Genomic DNA, 15153 nt, shown 5'->3' with positions numbered 1-15153 from the left:
GCACAACGAACAGCAACGGCCACATGGTGGTCGTCCCACGGAGGTGTATGAGATGTCCTCGGTATCGGGTGCCAGTGCCGGCACTACCGAACAGGTCCAGCAGAAGATGCCGATCCGAAAGGTGGCGTGGGCCTCCGCGATCGGCTCCACCATCGAGTGGTACGACTTCTTTCTCTACGGCACCGCCGCCGCCCTGGTCTTCGACGCACAGTTCTTTCCGGCGCTCAACCCCACTGTCGGCACGATCGCCGCATTCAGCACTCTTACAGTAGGTTTCCTCGCCCGTCCGCTCGGCGGAGTAATCTTCGGCCACTTCGGGGACAAGGTCGGGCGCCGCAACACCCTTATCGTCTCGCTGCTGTTGATGGGTGTGGCAACGACGCTGATCGGTGCACTTCCCACATATGCCCAATTCGGTATCTGGGCACCGATCCTGCTGGTGACACTGCGACTCGTCCAGGGCATCGGCCTCGGCGGCGAATGGGGTGGTGCAGTGGTTCTCACCCTCGAACATGCACCGAAGGCACGGCGAGGATTCTACGGCTCGTTCCCACAATTGGGCACACCGGCCGGCCTCATCCTCGCCAATGGCGCCTTCCTCGGCGCCAATGCCCTGATCGGCCAAGAGGGCTTCACGACGTGGGGATGGCGAATTCCGTTCCTTCTCAGCATCATTCTGGTCGCTGTTGGGCTGTATCTTCGACTCCACATCCAGGAGAGCCCCGAGTTCGTGACCATGTCCAAGAAGGACAAGCCGAAGCGAGCACCGGTGGCGACCGTGGTCACCGCGCATTGGAAGTCTGTCCTGCACGCCACTCTCGTGATCGTCGGTAACAGCACAGCTGCCTACATCTTCATGGTGTATGTGCTCTCGTATGGCGCCAAGACCCAGGGCCTCGACAAGTCATTCATGCTGGCCTGTGTGATCGGCGGATCCGCGATCTGGCTTGTCTCCGTGCCGTTCTGGGCCAGCCTCACAGACAGGTTCGGATTGCGCTCGCTCTTCGTCTACGGCTCTGTGATCCGCTTGCTCTGGTGCCTGGTGTTCTTCCCGGTGGTCAACACCGGCAGCGAGCCGTTGATCCTGGTCTTCATGCTGTCGATGGGACTGGTGTTGTCGATGACCAACGCCCCGATCGGGACATTGACCGCCAGCTTCTTTCCAGTAGACGTCCGTTACTCCGGCACCTCCGTCGCATACCAGATCGGTTCGCTCCTCGGTGGCGGAGTCACCCCACTGATTGCCGCAACTCTGTTCGCCACGACCAGCTCGTCGTGGTCGATCACCGGATACGTGCTGGTCATCTCTGTCCTCAGCCTCCTCGCCTCGCTGGCCATCCCTCGCAACACCGGCCACGACACAGACACCGCATCCGCCCGCCCCTCCCACGCAGCGGCGCACTGACTGTCCTCCCACAACACTCCACATCGAAGGAAGAAACATGGAACTGGTCATCCTCGGCAGCTCCGGCGGCCCCCAGCCCAACGGCAAGCGCTCGGCTCCCGCCACGGCGATCGTGCGCGGCGACGACATTCACGTCATCGACTGCGGCAACGGCGTAGCTCGCCAACTGGTGTCCGCCGGCCTGCGACTGCGGGATCTCAAATCGGTGCTCGTGACCCACCATCACGTCGACCACAATGCCGACCTCGGTGCACTGTTGCATTTGGCCTGGACCGCAGGATTGGTCACCCCGGTCGACGTTTACGGCCCACCTCCGCTCACCGAGATGCTTGAACTGATCCGAGCAGTCGGACGGCCCGACATCGAGCACCGCGAGAGCCTCGGGCGCCCGAAACTGTCCGGACTCATGCGCGGCCACGAGATCGCCTCTCCCGGAGTTGTCGTCTCCACGCCTGATATGACGATCACCGCCGGCACAGCCCTCCACCCGCCGATGCCCTCCCTCGCTTACCGAATCGATGCCGACGGATCATCGGTGGTGGTGTCCGGGGACACCGCCCCCTCAGAGCAGATCACGGAGTTGGCGACCGGAGCCGACGTCCTAGTCCACGAGGTGTACTCCCCCGAACATCTCGGACGACTCCTCAGCGGCACCAACGCCGATGTAGACGAACTGCGCCGCCATTTCGCGCGCGCTCACACCGATGCAGAAAGCGCAGGCAGGATCGCCAAGGAAGCCGGAGTCCGCACTCTCGTGCTGTGGCACCTCATCCCCTACGACCTCACCGAAGACGACTGGATTCGCCAAGCCGCGCGGCACTTCGACGGGGAGATCATTGTGGCCCACGATCTCGTGCGCATTCCCTGCTGATCCCGGACAGGCATGGCTGTGCCTGCCCCATGCTCGTAGTACGACCCGAGAGGCAGTGATGATCCGCGCGAACCTCCAACCAGTCCACAGTGACACCTGGTCCTGGCGATTGCGCGCACTGTGCCGTTCGATGGGCTACCTGTTCTTTGCGCCGGAGGACGAGCCGAAAGGTCCCCAGGTACGACGGGAGCGGGAGGCCAAACGCATTTGCTACCAATGCCCGGTTCTCAACCAGTGTCGAACGTATGCGCTCTCGACCCGAGAGCCCTACGGGGTCTGGGGCGGAACCACCGAACGCGACCGTCGGCGAACGTCTCACACCATCGGCGTCGCTACCCGACAGACCGGCTGAAGGAGCCCGGCCATGTCCCGCAACATCTGATGTGTAGCACCCTTTTGCCGAGGGGCGAGGTGAGGCGCCGTCGGGAGCGATCCCGGCGGCGCCTTTTTCGACCCGATCGGCCTGCTTCTGTTCACCGCAGGCCTCATCACCGCGATGCTGCCGTTCTCTCTCGGAGACGCCACCGCCGCGAGCGCACCGAAGCGTTTACTGTGGTCCCGCTGCGACTTCCGGCAGCGGTCCCTACCCCGCGACAGTGGAAACTCATACAGCCGATCTCGAGCTCGATCCGCCGTCCGGCATCACCAGGACATCCGTGCCGGCGAAGCGCAGTACGTGCTGGGCGACGCTGCCGAGCATCGCGTATTCGAGTGCGGAACGCTCCCCGGTCCCGACGACGATCAGCTCGGCGCGGTACTCGTCGGCGATTTCCGGGATTCTCGTGGCGGCATGACCGGATTCGATGCGGCTGTCGGCAGGTTCGGGGATCAGCGTCGAGGCGAAGTCGTCGAGGTGGGAGCGGGCCTGCTCGGTGCTCACGTGCCGCAGCTGCGCCAATCCCACGTCGTCGGCGCCGTGCATTCGCATCAGCTGTTCGCCCATGACGACCGACACGTGCACGAGGATGTGGTCGGCGTCGGGTGTCCACGCTGCCGCGACGCGGGCGGCCGCCGTGGATGCGGGAGTGGTGTCCACGGCCAGGAGAACGGTCCGGTAGGGGCCGTCGGACGGATTCCGGACCACCAGCACCGGCGTGGCGCTGGTTCCGACGAGTCGTTCGGCGGTGCTTCCCAGCAACGCGATGGGCAGCCGCCCACCGTGCGCGCCGACGACCAGGAGGTCGGCGTCGCACTCACCGGCGACGGCGCCGACGACGGAGACGATGTCACCGGCCCGGACCACGCCGTCGACCTGTGTGTCCCCGACCGCTGTGTCATTGAGCGCTGTGTCGCCGACGCATCGGTACAGATGCTCCGCCAGGAGTGCATTCGCCCGCCGCAGCTTTTCCGGTCCGGCGGAGGCCGGCACATACACCGCGGTGAGCTGTGCGTGATGCTCGCGGGCGAGCTGCGCGGCGCGGCGGACCGCGTGCGTCGCACCGTCGGACAGGTCGGTGGCGACCAGGATGTGCCGAAGGGATGACGTCTCCATAGCTTCTACAGCCCCTCACGTCCGGCGTGGATGCGACGAATTGCCCACTTCTCCGCTTCGGCGACGAAGAAGACCGTCAGTCCGACGCCGAGCACCTTCGCCCACTCCACCGGAGTGAGGCCCGAGGATCCGAACAACACATTTACCAAATGGCGCTGCGGTTAGCACTCCACCGCAGCGCCGCAGCCTCAGCTTCCACGCTACTTTCGGACCCCCTCGATATAGTTCGAACATGCTTTCGATGGGGGTGCGAGAAGGCGAGGTCGGGGCGCGGCTGTCCGCCCTCGACGAGGCTGTCGACGGCCTGCTCGAAGACGACCTCACCGGCTTGTCGAACGACGACCTGGTCGAGTTCCTCCAGCGCTTCGAAACCGTCCTGCGCAAGGCCGCAGCCGTCGGCCATCGAATGATTGTCGAGACCGTCGAACGACGGGTCCCGGAGGACCTCGGGTGCCGCTCGATCAACGACTTCCTCATCGGCACGCTGCGGATCTCCGCGGCCGACGCGACCCGGCGGGTCAAAGGCGCGAAGAAGGTCGGCACCTGGCATTCCCTCGACGGCGAGGACCTGGAACCGGAACTGCCCGCCACCGCTGCCGCGGCGCGCTCTGGCGCGATCGGACCGGATCATGTCGCGGCCGTGGCGAAGGTGATGCGGAAGGTCCCGCACGGGGTCGGATTCGACGAGATCACCGTCGCCGAAAAGATCCTCGCGGACGCGGCCTGCTCGGTGACCCCCGACGATCTCGTGAAACTCGGCGCGCATCTGCTCGCGTATCTGAATCCGGACGGGGACGTGCCGGACGAGAAGGAACGCAAGCGGCGCCGGGGTCTGCGGATCGGCAAACAAGGAACGGATCTCATGACCCCGATCTCCGGGCTCCTCGACCCGGAAACCCGGGCGCTGCTCGAACCGGTGCTGGCGAAACTCGCCCGGCCCGGCATGAACAACCCGGACGACCCCGAATCACCCTCCGGTGACGTCGAATCCGAGACCCTCGACCGCGACGCGCTGGCGAAGGCCGCGGCCCGCGACACCCGCACCGCCGTGCAACGCAACCACGACGCGTTGAAAGTCGCCCTGCGGCAGATCTTGTCGGCGGGTGTGCTCGGCAGCCACCGCGGGCTGCCGGTGACCGCGATCCTGACCATGACCGTCAAACAGCTCGAAGAGGAGTCCGGCATCGTGACCACCGCCTCCGGCGGTCTGGTGCCGATCCGCGACGCGCTGCGGATGGCCGAGAACGCCCATCCGGTTCTGGCGATTTTCGATCACCACGGCCGGCCCCTGCACCTCGGCCGCGCCAAACGCTTGGCGTCGGCCGATCAACGCCTCGCATTGATCGCCGCCTCCGGTGGCTGCACCCGCCCCGGCTGCGACGCCCCCGCGACACTCACCGCGGTGCACCACATCAGAGAGTGGAGGGACGGCGGGCTCACCGACATCACCAACGAGGATCTCGCCTGCGACGCGTGTCATGCGCTGGTGCACGACGGGCCCGGTGGCTGGGAAACACGCGTCGCGTCGGCCGACTCCGAGCACCCGGGGCGTACCGAATGGATCCCGCCGCCGCACATCGATCCCGAGCAGAGACCGCGGGTCAATCACCGCCATCACCTCGGTGATCTGTTGTCGGCGGCGTTGGCGCACTACCGGGCCCGCCGCGAGACCGAGCTGCGCGAGCACCGGCGTCGATGGATGCGGGAACCGGTTGCGGATGCTAGCGGTGGCGAGGTTCCGTAACGGATCGCCGGCTCAACGAATCAACCCGTACGGACAATCCCGACTCGTTTCGGAACGACCCGTGTGGGTACCGACTCTCCTACGGCATGAACGGAAGGCGAGTGAATCCGCATGGACTCCCAGGCACGTCGCCCTACACAGCACGGCCGCAACATCGTCGCCGGGATTCTGCTCGGACTCGGTACCGTGGCGTTCCTCGACGAGGCGGTCTTCCACCAGCTGCTGCACTGGCACCACTTCTACGACAAGTCCACCTCCGATGCGGGACTTGTCTCGGACGGGCTCTTCCACGCGTTCAGCTGGTTCGCGACCGTCGCAGCCCTGATGCTGGTCTTCGGGCTGGCGCGCGACGGCACCTTCCGAGTTTCGGCCTTCGCCGCCGGCTGGCTGACCGGAGCCGGGTTCTTCCAGCTCTACGACGGCCTGTTCCAACACAAGGTGCTGGGTCTCCACCAGATCCGCTACGACGTGAACCTGACGCCCTACGACCTCGTATGGAACATCGTCGCCGCCCTTCTCTTGGCCGCCGGCATCGCGTTGTGGGTCGTGACTGCACGACGTGCCCGCCGCTCCGACGTCCCCTCTGACGCATGAACCACCACGCGGGCAGCGCCTTCCTCGGTCCGGGCGAATGGGTGACCGTCCTGCTGATTGTCGGCGCGGTCGCCGCCTATCTGCTCGCAGTCCGCCGGCTGCGGCGCCGCGAGGTCTGCTGGCCGGTGAAACGGACGTCGGCGTGGGTTGCCGGATGGGCCTCGGTGGGCGTGGCACTCGTCGGTCCCATCGCCGATCGCGCCCACGACGACTTCGTCGCCCACATGGCCGCGCATGTCCTTCTGGGCATGCTCGGTCCACTGCTCCTCGTGCTGGCGGCACCGGTCACCCTTGCTCTGCGACTACTCCCCGTTCCCGCGGCCCGGCTCCTGGCACGGGCGTTGGCATCGCCCCCGTTCGCGGTACCGACCAACCCGTTCGTCGCCGGCGTACTCGACATCGGCGGGCTGTGGGTGCTCTACCGCACCGGCCTGTACGCGGCGACGCACACCGAACCGGCACTCCATGTCCTGGTGCACGCGCACGTCCTGGCCGCCGGGTATCTCTTCACCTTCGCCGTGCTGGGTGGACCGGATCCCGCCCCACACCGCGCCTCACCACCGTGGCGCGCCGGGGCGCTCGTACTGGCGATCGCAGCGCACAACATCCTCGCGAAGGTCATCTATGCCGATCCACCCGACGGTGTGCCCGTCGAACAGGCTCGCGCGGGTGCCGAACTGATGTACTACGTCGGGGCACCGGTGGAGATCGCGCTGCTCGTACTGGTGTGCCGCCCCTGGCTCCTGCCGCGTACCCGTGCGCGAGACAGTGCCCGATCTGTGCCCGAAGCCGGTTCCCTCCCGCACTGACGGGACGAAAAAAGTCCCCCACCTGCGTGAACAGGTGGGGGACTCTTGGCGGTGGCGGAGGGATTTGAACCCTCGGACGGGGGTTACCCGTCACACGCTTTCGAGGCGTGCTCCTTAGGCCGCTCGGACACGCCACCGCTAAAAGACTTTACCGGATCGCGTCGCTGAGTTGAAATCGGCTGGTCAGAGCCCTAGGCAAGGTCTCGGTGGGTGCGGAAGAAGTCCTCGAGGACCCCCGCGCATTCGGCCTCGAGAACACCACCGCGCACCGCGGGCCGATGTGTGAGGCGACGGTCGCGCACCACGTCCCACAGCGACCCGACCGCGCCGGTCTTCGGTTCCCACGCCCCGAACACGACCCGGCCGACCCGGGCGAGCACGATCGCGCCCGCGCACATCGTGCACGGCTCGAGCGTCACGGCCAGGGTCGCGCCCTCGAGCCGCCACCCGTCGCCGTACACACGCGCGGCCTCCCGCAACGCGAGAATCTCGGCGTGGGCGGTCGGATCACCGGTCGCCTCCCGCGAGTTCGCCGCCCGCGCCAGCTCGGTGCCGTCGGCCGCGAAGACCACCGCACCCACCGGGACGTCCCCGGCGGATGCCGTTTTCGCGGCCTCGAGCGCGACCCGGATCAGTTCCTCGTCGTCCCGCAGACCCATCTACTTCTGCAGCTTGTCCAAGGTGGAGGACAACACGTCGTCGAACCCGCAGCGCTGCGCGATCTCCTCGATCTGCTCGTCCGGATACAGCTCCGTCTCCGACAGGATCACCGCCAGGACCGGCTCGGGCAGACCCATGTCGGCGAGGATCGCCAGGTCCCCCTCTTCCCACGGCTCGACCTCGTCCAGCTCGTCCGGGTCGATGTCGGGAATCTCGATGTTGAGTGCCTCGAGCACGTCGGCGGCGATGTCGTAGTCCACCGCCATCGTCGCGTCGGACAACAGCAACTGCGTCCCCGCCGGAGCCGGACGCACAATCACGAAGAACTCGTCGTCCACGTTGAGCAGACCGAAGACCGCGCCGGAGCTCCGCAGCTCTCGCAGCTCCGTCTCCGCCGTCGCCAAACTCGTCAACGCAGCAGAAGTCAGGGCCCGGCACTTCCACCGGCCTTCCTCCCGCGTGACAGCGACGGCGAAGCCGTCCAGGTCCTCCGACGAAGCACCGGATGCCCCGGATGTTGTCACCGAAGGGCTCTTGTCCCCTACACGCTGTGCAGCCATGCGCGCAACGGTAGTCGGCCCGGTCCCGTGAATGAAGTCCGATGGCGAATGTGCCAACCTGATGCGGTGTCCAGTGCAGTTTCCGCCCCGCCCGTCTGCGTGCTCGGCCTCGGCCTGATCGGCGGTTCGCTGCTGCGTGCCGCCGTCGCCGCGGGCCGCGAAGCCTGGGGATACAACCGTTCGTCCGGTGCCGTCGACGCCGCGATCGCCGACGGCTTCGACGCCTCCACCGACCTGCCCACGGTGCTGCGCCGCGCGGCCGCTTCCGACGCGCTGGTCGTCGTCGCGGTGCCGATGCCTGTGGTCGACTCGGTACTCGCCGCGGTCGCCGAGCACGCCCCGAACGTCGCGCTGACCGACGTGGTGAGCGTGAAGTCCGCGGTCGCCGCGGCAGTCGCGGCACGGGGACTGTCCGCACGCTTCGTCGGCGGGCATCCCATGGCCGGGACCGCCGAATCCGGATGGGACGCCGGCACCGCCGATCTCTTCCGCGACGCCGTGTGGGTGGTGACCGTCGACGACGGAGCCGACCCCGACGTGTGGCAACAGGTCGCTGGACTCGCCCTCGACTGCGGTTCGGTGGTCGTGCCCGCCGAATCCGGGGAACACGACGCCGCGGTCGCGCGGATCTCGCATCTGCCGCACATCCTCGCCGAAGCCCTCGCCCTCGCCGGGGCCGGTGGCGGCGACCTCGCGCTGGCGCTGGCGGCCGGTTCCTTCCGCGACGGCACCCGCATCGCCGGGACCGCGCCCGCGCTCGTCGACGCGATGTGCGAGGGCAACGCGACCGCCGTGCTCGCGGCGCTCGACGAAACCCTTGAGGTTCTGCGCAACGCCCGCGAGCAGCTCGCCGACGGCCGCACCGGCGACCTCACGTCCGCGGGCCACGCGGCCCGGCTGCGCTACGAGCAGCGCGAACGCAAGCCCATCACCGGGATCGTCCCCGGCGACGACAACTGGATCGAGCAGCTGCGCGACGCCGGGCGTCGCGGCGGGGTGTGGACGTCGTGAACCTGCGCGACACCGCGTCGGCCCTGGCCAAGCGCGACCTCACCGCGACCGACCACGTCCGGCAGGTCCTCGCCGAACTCGACGCCCTCGACGGCACGCCCTGGGGCAACATCGTCGCCGCCCGCAACGACGCGGCCGCGCTCGAATCCGCGGCACGCGCCGACGCGGAGCTCGACGCCGGCAGCTGGATCGGCCCGCTGCACGGCGTCGCCGTCGCGATCAAGGACAACATCGACGTCGCGGGAATGCCGACACGCTGCGGCAGCGCCGTCCTCGCCGACGCACCCCCGGCCCGCCGGGATGCCCGGATCGTCGCGCAACTGCGGGAGGCCGGGGCGATCGTCGTCGCCAAGACGCACCTGCACGAGTTCGCCTACGGCCCCACCGGTCTGGTCAATGCGGCCGGTCCGGCCTCGCACCCGCACGATCCGGCGCTGATCAGTGGCGGTTCGTCGTCGGGCTCGGCGGTGCTGGTCGGCAAGGGCATCGTGCCGCTCGCGCTCGGCACCGACACCGGGTGCAGTGTCCGCACACCCGCTGCGCTGTGCGGGATCGTCGGGCTTAAGCCGAGCAGCGGCGCTCTGCCGTTGGACGGCGTGTTCCCGCTGTCCACCACGTTCGACCACATCGGCCTGCTCACCGGCGACGTCCTCGACGCCGGTCTGGCGTGGGGTGCGCTGCCCGGGGTCGCGCACCTGCGCACCCCGGTGTCGGGACTGCGCGTGGGCGTACTGCGCGGCGGCATCTGGGACATCGACGACGCCGAGGTCGCCGCGGCGCTCGACACCGCCTGCCGCACCCTCCGCGATCTCGGGGCCGAGGTCGTGGACACGACACTGCCCGAGACGGACGAGATGCTCGGCGCGTATCCGATCGTCACCGGATCCGAGGCGTACGAAACGCATCAACGGTGGTTCGAGGACGACCCCGGCAGATATTGCCCGCCGACGGCGGCACTTCTGGCCGCGCAGGCCGACCGGCCCGCCTCCGAATACCTGCGGGCGCTGCGCGCGGCCGAACGCCTGCGCGGCGAGGTGCTGCGGCGACTGCGCCGAACCGAACGACTCGACGCCCTGCTCACCGTCACCACCGGGGTGCGGTCGGCGCCGGTGGACAGCGACCCCGCCGAGCTGCGTGCTCCCCTGCTGCAGCGCTGCATCCCGTTCAACGTGCTCGGGGTCCCTGCACTGTCCGTACCGGCCCCGGACGGCCACGATCACCCCGTCGGCCTGCAGGTCGTCGGACTGACGAGCGGGCCCGGCGGACACGGCAGCCATCCCGGCGAGTCCACGGCGCTCGCGCTCGCCCTGGCCGTCGAGGGCACACCGGACGATCAGATGCGTTCGGCGAGCCCGTGATAGTCGACGACGAAACCGTCCGCGTCGACCGTGACGGTCGAACTCGATACCGGTGACATGACGTGGATGCCGTCGGCGGCGCTGCTGTAGATGAGCGTCGCCTCCTCGACGCTGAGATCGAGCAGGTTCACGTACACGACGGGAACCTCGAGATCGTCCGCGCCGGACTGCAATGCGTACCGCCGGATCGGCAGCGCATTGAAGAACGGGCTGAGGATCACGTCGACGTCGAGTGCACCACCGAACGCAGACCGCTGATGCTGCGTCCCGTTGTCGACCATCCAGATTCCCTCACCGGACCGGCTGATCGACATGTGCTTCTCACCCGAGGCCAGCGTCGTGCGCACCGACAACCTGCGGGTGACACCGTTCTCGTCGGTCACGAGGTCGTAGGACGCACTGAAGGCCGGATGCTCGGCGCACGCACCCCCGACGATACGGCCGGACGACTTGATGCGACTACCGCTCAACTGCACACGGACCGATTCCATACGCGGCGCATCGACCGCCCGCCACGTCAGAATCGCGGGCCAGGTCGATGCGCTGCTCGCCGCAGTGCTCGCGGCATCAGGGGCTGGCATGCTCACGGTGTCTACCGTAAGCGACGAACGGCACGTAAGTGGCCTCGGCGCTCGATTCGAAACCACTCCCTGTTCACACGGCCGGAACAATCGGTTCGTCACGGTCCCGGCCGGCGAGCCGATTCGAGAACACGGCCAGGGCCGCGGCACCCACGGCAACATTGAGCAGGGCCCCGAACTCTGCGACCGCGAAGTCGACGACCTCGACGAACAGCACCGTGATCAGGGCCGCCGCACTGAACACCGGCAGCGCCCACCCGCGCCGCCCCCACAGCCCGGTCAACCCGACCACGCACAGCAGCGTCGTCACCGTGACCCCCACGAACTGGAACCACACCGTGAGGTCGCGGTCGCTGCCGTTCAGATCGTCGGCGAGGGTGACCACCGCGTGGACGAGCATCAGCCCGGAGAAGACCGTCAGTGTCACCGCCGCGGCCCACGTGCCACGATCACCGCGCAGGGCGGGCGGCACCATCCGTTTCACGCCGGCACCGACCCGCGACCGACGGTCGTCGCGGTCGCGGCAGCGGGCCAGCAACCGCTCGATTTCGTCGGCCGCTTCCGGGTCCGCGCCACCTGCCCGCGCGGACCTCAACTGCGCGTTCGCGCGGGCCCGCTCGGCGGGTGTGAGCCCGCGCATCACCCCGTCCACCGCGGTCGAGGCGGCGTTCGCCAGATCCTCCCGGGCCGTGACCGGCCGGAACCCGTGGATCGCACGGTTGGCGAGCAGCAACAGCAGCACCACGACGTACATGATCGCGACGGAGGGCCGGTAGAAGTAGTCGTTCGTCTTGGTGAGGAACTTGCCGATCTCGTCGAGGAACAACCCGAAGCCGATGCCTCCGGCGACGATCCCGAACGCGTGCGGACTGCGCCCCAGATAGGTGAGCAGCCCGCACAATGCCACGACCATCAGCAACCCGCCCCACAGCGAATGCGCGATGTGCAGGGTCGCGCCCCCGACCTGCGGATACCCCGTCAGATGCAGGTACAGACGCACCAGCAGGATCGTCGTGACGGCGACGATCACCAAACCTTCGATGCGCGACGAGGCGCTCGCGTCACGCAGCAACCGCGACGCGGACCTGTCGCGGAGTCGGACCTCGTCCATGATCGACGAGCGTAGCCGCGACACGAGACGAGCGAGGACGATGCGCGCGGTGCGGGGTCTGGGGCCGCTGTCTGGCCTAGAGTCGCCTCATGCGCACCGTGTGGACAGTTCCTCCGAACATCGCCCAGACGCTTCTGGAATCGCCCGAGATCCAGATGTTTCTGACCAGCAACGAGCTGCCCGAGACGGCGGACGACCCTCGGCAGCGGCTCGCGGAGTTCACACACGCACTCGGTGCCCTCAGCCGCAACATCGGACGCACCTTCGGATCCGTCGACGCCGCCAACCGGGAGCTGTTCGGAGGTTCCGCGGGAACCGTCCCGGTGGCGCTGCGGCTGACCGTCCTGCGGGCGATCGTCACCGAGGTCGACGACCGCACCCCGACTCCCGATCCGCTGCCGGACACCGTCGTCGATCAGCTCGGCGCCTACGTGTACGCGCTGTTCGATCCTCGGGACCGCACCGTGCTGCACATCGGCAGCGGTCGCGGAAACCGCATCTTCGCGCTCACCTGGGCGGCGCTCGGTGAGACGCACAAACTCACCGCTGCGGGCGAGAGCGCACCCCAGAGCACCCCCGAGATCGACGCGGCGCTGCGTCGCATCCGCGGCGTGTACGACTCGGGATACGCGGTGGAGCATTTCGTCGTCGCCGACCATCTGCTTCCCGCCGCGGACGGCGATCACGCCGCCGGCGCAACCGCGCAGGCGGTGGTCGCCGCGTTGGGTCTGCTCGAATCGCATCGCGGTGAATTCGTACTGACGAATCTTGCCGGGACCACCGGCGACTCGGAGGCGGATCGGGTTGCGCGACCGATCGCCGAACTCGTCCGTCAGTACTCGGCGAAGGCCGCACCGGAGTTGCCGACGCCGTGCGTCGTCCTGCGGATCACGGAGGCGAAATCGGCATCGCCGGAGCAGGTCCGGGATCTCGCCGATCGACCGTGGCCGGCCGGTACCGCAGCACGCCGTGTCGACGGACTGCCGATTCTCGTGGTCGCCGACAACATCGTCCGCGGCGCATACCGGGCGACGGGCTGGGAAGCCGCCTCGCGCACCGAGGAGAACGGCGGCACGATCCTGTATCGCTTCCTCGGGGAGTCCGATCCGGAACTCGAGAAGATGTTCGTCGACACCCGGGTGACCCCGGATCGGTTGGGTCTCAAGCGCTGGCCGTCGCACGGATGGGCTCCGCGTCTGACAAAGGCGATGCCGCGCCCCACTCCCCGGCCGCGTCCCTGAAAAACCCTTCGGCCCGAGCGTGCATTGTCCGCTCGGGCCGAAGTCCATCCCGCCTCACCGGCTGACAGGGTCACCTACCGGCAGACGTCAGGATCGGCGCGTGCAGGTCGTAGTAGTGCACGTCGCCCAGCAACCGCATCTCCTCCTCGAACAACGGCCGCAGATCGTCGGGAATCTCGATCCGCTCGTGTGCGCGGGCCTCTTCCTCGGACGAGAAGTACACGGTTTCGACGTAGCCGTCGTCGCCGTACGCCGCGAGCGTCCCACCGAGGATCTCCGGGCGCAGTTCGTGCACCCGATCGGCCCCTTCCGCGAGCACCTCCCGCATCCGCGGCAGGTCGTCGCAATGGCCCTCCATAACCTGCACGAAACCTGCCTCGTCCGATCCGCCGCCCATCCACGTGTCGACGTCCCGGCAATCGTGGACCGTGATCGGGCCGTCGAAGCACCGCTCGACCTCTGCCCACCACTCACCCTGTTCCGGGCGATCGCTGTTGCGGCGGGCCATCTCCTCGGACTCGAATCGCACGACGGAGACCCAGGTGCCGTCGTCGCCGAAACCCGAAGTGCTGCCCAGATATCCGGGTGCCCCCGGTAGAAGTTCGCGGGTCCACCGTTCCATGCAGTCCAGCAGCGCGTCCCGATCACGCACCGTCCCCTGCCACACCTGAATGAACATCACCACTGCCTCACCGAGCTGTTCTCGATGGCCTGGCAGCAACCGTCCACCACCGGCATCGCCGGCGGCCGGCAGCCTCGACCACCGCAGATTCAATGATTCGCCTGCGGGGCCCGGCAGACAACCGTCTTGCTGTCCCGGTTTCCGCATGGTGACGACGTTCGTGGCTCTTCGAACTTCGAAATACCTCGAAAATATTGTGCTGCAATAGAGCTTGACCGCAGCCGCCGACGGCCGAGACACCAGCGCGGTGCCGGCAGCGCGCCGCTGACTTCCCGTCGCGCGGTTGACTCCGGCTGGACGGGAGTTGCCATGACCGACGCTCAACCACGCTACGACGACCTGCGTGCCCTCTACCTCAACTGCACGCTCAAACGCTCGCCCGAGGTGAGCAATACCCAGGGCTTGATCGATGTCAGCACCGCCATCATGAACGCCCAAGGAGTGTCGGTCGAAGTTATCCGGCCCGTCGACCACGACATCGCCACCGGCGTGTGGCCCGACATGACCGAACACGGCTGGGCAAGCGACGAGTGGCCACAGATCTTCGAGAAGGTGCTCGCCGCCGACATCCTGGTGCTCGCCGGTCCGATCTGGTTGGGCGACAACAGCTCGATCACCAAGCAGGTGATCGAGCGGCTCTACGGCGGCTCCCACCTGCTCAACGACGCCGGACAATATCTGTACTACGGACGGGTCGGCGGTTGCCTGATCACCGGCAACGAAGACGGCGTCAAACACTGCGCCAGCAACATTCTGTACTCCCTGCAGCACATCGGATACACCATCCCGCCGCAGGCCGACGCCGGCTGGATCGGGGAGGCCGGCCCGGGTCCGTCCTACCTCGACCCGGGCTCGGGCGGGCCGGAGAACGACTTCACCAACCGCAACACCACTTTCATGACGTGGAACCCGAGTTGGCTCACGTTTTCGGGATGATTGACGGCTCACGTCTGTGACCTGCTGGTTCTCGTCGGGATCGGTCTGATTTCACGCACTAACGGCGCTGGTTCTAGGCTCGGCGAGTGGTGTTTGTC

Annotated in this window: 16 protein-coding genes, 1 tRNA gene and 1 pseudogene; 10 read left to right on the top strand and 8 right to left on the bottom strand. The window is 67.6% G+C overall.

The window, feature by feature from the left end; translation table 11 throughout:
• Nucleotides 1-52: 52 nt before the first annotated feature.
• Genes M1M07_RS19395 through M1M07_RS19385 form a run of 3 tightly spaced genes read left to right on the top strand, consistent with a single transcriptional unit; the run spans nucleotide 53 to nucleotide 2628 of the window.
• On the top strand, nucleotides 53-1405 hold the full coding sequence (locus tag M1M07_RS19395; protein WP_231610474.1) for an MFS transporter: 1353 nt from the start codon (nucleotides 53-55) through the stop codon (nucleotides 1403-1405).
• 37 nt (nucleotides 1406-1442) lie between these two features.
• The gene (locus M1M07_RS19390) at nucleotides 1443-2276 is read left to right on the top strand and encodes an MBL fold metallo-hydrolase (RefSeq protein WP_248675251.1); all 834 of its coding nucleotides are present in this window, start codon (nucleotides 1443-1445) and stop codon (nucleotides 2274-2276) included.
• A gap of 58 nt (nucleotides 2277-2334) precedes the next feature.
• A complete protein-coding gene (locus M1M07_RS19385) occupies nucleotides 2335-2628 on the top strand; it encodes a WhiB family transcriptional regulator (protein ID WP_197257864.1) in 294 nt (97 codons plus the stop codon).
• Nucleotides 2629-2880: 252 nt separating this feature from the next.
• Here the strand turns inward: M1M07_RS19385 and M1M07_RS19380 are convergent, their stop codons facing one another.
• Nucleotides 2881-3768, bottom strand: coding sequence for a universal stress protein (locus M1M07_RS19380; protein ID WP_197257850.1), 888 nt, complete (start codon nucleotides 3766-3768; stop codon nucleotides 2881-2883).
• Nucleotides 3769-3773: 5 nt separating this feature from the next.
• Nucleotides 3774-3905, bottom strand: a complete 132-nt coding sequence (locus M1M07_RS19375) for a cation-translocating P-type ATPase C-terminal domain-containing protein (RefSeq protein ID WP_248675250.1) — start codon at nucleotides 3903-3905, stop codon at nucleotides 3774-3776.
• A gap of 95 nt (nucleotides 3906-4000) precedes the next feature.
• Between M1M07_RS19375 and M1M07_RS19370 the strand changes: the two genes are divergently transcribed.
• The 3 genes from M1M07_RS19370 (at nucleotide 4001) to M1M07_RS19360 (ending at nucleotide 6915) form a co-directional block, all read left to right on the top strand.
• A complete protein-coding gene (locus M1M07_RS19370; protein ID WP_248675249.1) occupies nucleotides 4001-5512 on the top strand; it encodes an HNH endonuclease signature motif containing protein in 1512 nt (503 codons plus the stop codon).
• A 111-nt stretch (nucleotides 5513-5623) separates the two neighbouring features.
• Entirely contained in the window at nucleotides 5624-6106 is a 483-nt protein-coding gene (locus M1M07_RS19365) for a DUF2243 domain-containing protein (RefSeq protein WP_248675248.1), read from the top strand.
• Nucleotides 6103-6915, top strand: coding sequence for a cytochrome c oxidase assembly protein (locus M1M07_RS19360; protein WP_248675247.1), 813 nt, complete (start codon nucleotides 6103-6105; stop codon nucleotides 6913-6915). The genes M1M07_RS19365 and M1M07_RS19360 overlap by 4 nt, the downstream gene beginning before the upstream one ends.
• Nucleotides 6916-6961: 46 nt before the next feature.
• Here the strand turns inward: M1M07_RS19360 and M1M07_RS19355 are convergent.
• The 3 genes from M1M07_RS19355 to M1M07_RS19345 all read right to left on the bottom strand — a co-directional run bounded on the left by M1M07_RS19355 (nucleotide 6962) and on the right by M1M07_RS19345 (nucleotide 8135).
• A tRNA-Ser gene (locus tag M1M07_RS19355) sits at nucleotides 6962-7052 on the bottom strand.
• Between the two features lie 54 nt (nucleotides 7053-7106).
• On the bottom strand, nucleotides 7107-7574 hold the full coding sequence (locus tag M1M07_RS19350) for a nucleoside deaminase (RefSeq protein ID WP_248675246.1): 468 nt from the start codon (nucleotides 7572-7574) through the stop codon (nucleotides 7107-7109).
• Complete coding sequence (locus tag M1M07_RS19345) at nucleotides 7575-8135, bottom strand: tRNA adenosine deaminase-associated protein (protein WP_197256317.1); 561 nt, start codon at nucleotides 8133-8135, stop codon at nucleotides 7575-7577.
• A gap of 48 nt (nucleotides 8136-8183) precedes the next feature.
• Here M1M07_RS19345 and M1M07_RS19340 point away from each other — a divergent pair, with 48 nt between their 5' ends.
• Nucleotides 8184-9146 (top strand): prephenate dehydrogenase, encoded by a 963-nt coding sequence (locus tag M1M07_RS19340; RefSeq protein ID WP_248675245.1) that lies wholly within the window; start codon nucleotides 8184-8186, stop codon nucleotides 9144-9146.
• Nucleotides 9134-10504 (top strand): amidase, encoded by a 1371-nt coding sequence (locus M1M07_RS19335; RefSeq protein WP_248675244.1) that lies wholly within the window; start codon nucleotides 9134-9136, stop codon nucleotides 10502-10504. Before M1M07_RS19340 ends, M1M07_RS19335 begins: the two co-directional genes overlap by 13 nt.
• On the opposite strand, the gene M1M07_RS19330 is transcribed toward M1M07_RS19335, so the two are convergent.
• A complete protein-coding gene (locus M1M07_RS19330) occupies nucleotides 10480-11085 on the bottom strand; it encodes a putative glycolipid-binding domain-containing protein (protein ID WP_197256319.1) in 606 nt (201 codons plus the stop codon). The two genes, M1M07_RS19335 and M1M07_RS19330, sit on opposite strands and share 25 nt — an antisense overlap.
• 73 nt (nucleotides 11086-11158) lie before the next feature.
• Entirely contained in the window at nucleotides 11159-12196 is a 1038-nt protein-coding gene (locus tag M1M07_RS19325) for a hypothetical protein (protein ID WP_248675243.1), read from the bottom strand.
• Nucleotides 12197-12285: 89 nt separating this feature from the next.
• Between M1M07_RS19325 and M1M07_RS19320 the strand changes: the two genes are divergently transcribed.
• Nucleotides 12286-13437 (top strand): GIY-YIG nuclease family protein, encoded by a 1152-nt coding sequence (locus tag M1M07_RS19320; RefSeq protein ID WP_248675242.1) that lies wholly within the window; start codon nucleotides 12286-12288, stop codon nucleotides 13435-13437.
• Between the two features lie 70 nt (nucleotides 13438-13507).
• Here M1M07_RS19320 and M1M07_RS19315 read toward each other — a convergent pair whose 3' ends face one another.
• Entirely contained in the window at nucleotides 13508-14116 is a 609-nt protein-coding gene (locus tag M1M07_RS19315; protein ID WP_197257870.1) for a hypothetical protein, read from the bottom strand.
• A gap of 312 nt (nucleotides 14117-14428) precedes the next feature.
• Here M1M07_RS19315 and M1M07_RS19310 point away from each other — a divergent pair.
• Nucleotides 14429-15028, top strand: a pseudogene (locus tag M1M07_RS19310) (flavodoxin family protein); the annotation flags it as partial.
• Nucleotides 15029-15153: the final 125 nt, after the last annotated feature.

It is taken from the genome of Rhodococcus sp. HM1, from assembly GCF_023218075.1.
In the GTDB taxonomy this organism is placed as follows: domain Bacteria; phylum Actinomycetota; class Actinomycetes; order Mycobacteriales; family Mycobacteriaceae; genus Rhodococcus.
The sequence above is the reverse complement of the archived record's forward strand: the minus strand, read 5'-3'. Positions and strand labels throughout refer to the sequence as shown.

Excerpts from the sequence above, each read along its gene's own strand:
- M1M07_RS19395 (WP_231610474.1), top strand. The coding sequence starts at position 53 with ATGTCCTCGGTATCGGGTGCCAGTGCCGGCACTACCGAACAGGTCCAG.
- M1M07_RS19390 (WP_248675251.1), top strand. The coding sequence starts at position 1,443 with ATGGAACTGGTCATCCTCGGCAGCTCCGGCGGCCCCCAGCCCAACGGC.
- M1M07_RS19385 (WP_197257864.1), top strand. The coding sequence starts at position 2,335 with ATGATCCGCGCGAACCTCCAACCAGTCCACAGTGACACCTGGTCCTGG.
- M1M07_RS19380 (WP_197257850.1), bottom strand. The coding sequence starts at position 3,768 with ATGGAGACGTCATCCCTTCGGCACATCCTGGTCGCCACCGACCTGTCC.
- M1M07_RS19370 (WP_248675249.1), top strand. The coding sequence starts at position 4,001 with ATGCTTTCGATGGGGGTGCGAGAAGGCGAGGTCGGGGCGCGGCTGTCC.
- M1M07_RS19365 (WP_248675248.1), top strand. The coding sequence starts at position 5,624 with ATGGACTCCCAGGCACGTCGCCCTACACAGCACGGCCGCAACATCGTC.
- M1M07_RS19360 (WP_248675247.1), top strand. The coding sequence starts at position 6,103 with ATGAACCACCACGCGGGCAGCGCCTTCCTCGGTCCGGGCGAATGGGTG.
- M1M07_RS19350 (WP_248675246.1), bottom strand. The coding sequence starts at position 7,574 with ATGGGTCTGCGGGACGACGAGGAACTGATCCGGGTCGCGCTCGAGGCC.
- M1M07_RS19345 (WP_197256317.1), bottom strand. The coding sequence starts at position 8,135 with ATGGCTGCACAGCGTGTAGGGGACAAGAGCCCTTCGGTGACAACATCC.
- M1M07_RS19340 (WP_248675245.1), top strand. The coding sequence starts at position 8,184 with ATGTGCCAACCTGATGCGGTGTCCAGTGCAGTTTCCGCCCCGCCCGTC.
- M1M07_RS19330 (WP_197256319.1), bottom strand. The coding sequence starts at position 11,085 with ATGCCAGCCCCTGATGCCGCGAGCACTGCGGCGAGCAGCGCATCGACC.
- M1M07_RS19325 (WP_248675243.1), bottom strand. The coding sequence starts at position 12,196 with ATGGACGAGGTCCGACTCCGCGACAGGTCCGCGTCGCGGTTGCTGCGT.
- M1M07_RS19320 (WP_248675242.1), top strand. The coding sequence starts at position 12,286 with ATGCGCACCGTGTGGACAGTTCCTCCGAACATCGCCCAGACGCTTCTG.
- M1M07_RS19315 (WP_197257870.1), bottom strand. The coding sequence starts at position 14,116 with ATGTTCATTCAGGTGTGGCAGGGGACGGTGCGTGATCGGGACGCGCTG.